This is a genomic window from Mycobacterium sp. 1245111.1 (genome assembly GCF_001673405.1).
GTDB lineage: Bacteria > Actinomycetota > Actinomycetes > Mycobacteriales > Mycobacteriaceae > Mycobacterium.
In genome coordinates this window covers 1-1,258 of sequence record NZ_LZLV01000121.1, presented here as the reverse complement: position 1 = coordinate 1,258, position 1,258 = coordinate 1, and the positions used below count along the sequence as shown (strand labels likewise).

Genomic DNA, 1,258 nt, shown 5'->3' with positions numbered 1-1,258 from the left:
TGGAAATCCCCCGAAAGCGTGGAGGCATGCACTATGAGGAGTAGTCATGTCAGAGACGCGCAGGAAGTTCGACCAGGAGTTTCGGGAGGGAGCGGTCCGTATTGTCCGGGATACCGGTAAGCCGATCGCCCAGGTGGCCCGAGACCTCGGGATCCACTCGGGCACGTTGGGTAATTGGGTTGCCAAGGATCGTGCGGAACGCGATGGCACACAGGATCTTTCGACTGGTGACGTCGCCGAGTTGAAGCGGCTGCGCGCCGAGGTTGCTGAGCTGCGGATGGAGCGTGATGTCCTCAAGCGATCCGTGGTCCTGTGGGTGAAGGAGGCGACGAAGTGAGTGTGGCGCGCTTCATCGCCGACCAGAGGACCTTCCACCGGGTGCCACACGCGGCGTGCTGCGCCATCTTGGGGGTCAGCGTCTCCTGGTTTTACAAGTGGATGCACCGCGAGCCCACCGATCGAGAACGCCGCCGTGCTGGCCTGGACACGCGGGTGCGCGAGCTGTTCGACCACTCGAAACGCACCTACGGCTCGCCACGGATCCACGCTGACCTGCTCGCCGAGGGCTGGAAGGTTGGTGTGAACACTGTTGCCGAGTCCATGCGCCGTCAGGGCCTGCAGGGTCGCAAACCCAAGCGTCCCAACGGATTGACCCGACAAGACAAGAAGGCGCCGAAGTTTCCTGACCTGTTGAAACGGGACTTCTCTGCGCCGGCGCCCAACCGCAAGTGGTGCGGGGATATCACCGAGATCCCCACCGATGAGGGCAAGCTCTTTTTGGCTTCCGTGCTGGATCTGTGCGGGCGGCGTTTGCTGGCGTGTCCGATGTCGGAGCATCCCGACGCCGAGCTGGCCAGCGACGCGATCAAGATGGCCGCCACGGTCCGCGGCGGCAAAGACGCAATCGGCGGGGTAATTTTTCATACAGATCGTGGATCTACTTATACCGCAAACGATTTCACCGCACTGTGTCGGCGCCTCGGGGTCCGACAATCGATGGGGCGTGTCGGGTCGTGTTTTGACAACGCCGCCAGCGAGGCGTTTTTCTCCACCCTGGAGCATGAAGTGCTCTCGCGGCACCACTTTGCCACCAAGGCCCAGGCACGCGCCGTCGTCACGGCCTGGTGCCACGACTTCTACAACACTCAACGCCGGCATAGCTCCGCGGGGTTGCTCCCGCCAATCGAGTACGAAAAGATCGCTGCCATCCAGTCGGAGGCAGCATAAAGAATGCCTCCACGATTTCGGGGGAAGCCCA

Annotated in this window: 2 protein-coding genes; both read left to right on the top strand. The window is 62.2% G+C overall.

Annotation, left to right across the window (positions count from 1 at the left end):
* The first annotated feature begins 46 nt into the window (after window positions 1-46).
* Window positions 47-337, top strand: coding sequence for a transposase (locus A5658_RS19805; protein ID WP_067339190.1), 291 nt, complete (start codon window positions 47-49; stop codon window positions 335-337).
* Window positions 334-1,227: an IS3 family transposase gene (locus A5658_RS19800; RefSeq protein ID WP_067339187.1), complete on the top strand. Its 894-nt coding sequence runs from the start codon at window positions 334-336 to the stop codon at window positions 1,225-1,227. The genes A5658_RS19805 and A5658_RS19800 overlap by 4 nt, the downstream gene beginning before the upstream one ends.
* Window positions 1,228-1,258 lie beyond the last annotated feature (31 nt).

What these genes read in the sequence shown, in the direction of transcription:
- A5658_RS19805 (WP_067339190.1), top strand. Translation starts at nt 47, where the DNA reads ATGTCAGAGACGCGCAGGAAGTTCGACCAGGAGTTTCGGGAGGGAGCG.